Source organism: Winogradskyella poriferorum (genome assembly GCF_050618035.1).
Classification (GTDB): domain Bacteria; phylum Bacteroidota; class Bacteroidia; order Flavobacteriales; family Flavobacteriaceae; genus Winogradskyella; species Winogradskyella poriferorum_A.
This window is the reverse complement of sequence record NZ_JBODPY010000369.1, coordinates 1-207: the sequence shown is the minus strand read 5'-3', so window position 1 is coordinate 207 and position 207 is coordinate 1. Positions and strand designations below refer to the sequence as shown.

Below are 207 nucleotides of genomic sequence, written 5' to 3'. Positions count from 1 at the left end.
ATTCATCTTTTTGTCTAAGATCTGCGTACCACCAGTAACCCTTACTGGACTTAGGGTTAATGAATCTGCAGCCAAGTCATAAGCTGTAAAAAGATTAAGGTTATTTAATAAGAAAATCTACTTGGGCTCCGTTTTAGTAGAATCTGTATCACGTACTTTAGCTTCAAAGATATTACCTAAGGTAAGACCGACACTACTTGAAAAATT

Annotated in this window: 1 pseudogene; it reads right to left on the bottom strand. The window is 35.3% G+C overall.

Annotated elements, in window-relative coordinates:
- Window positions 1-207, bottom strand: a pseudogene (locus tag ACRHOC_RS16090) (putative LPS assembly protein LptD); the annotation flags it as partial.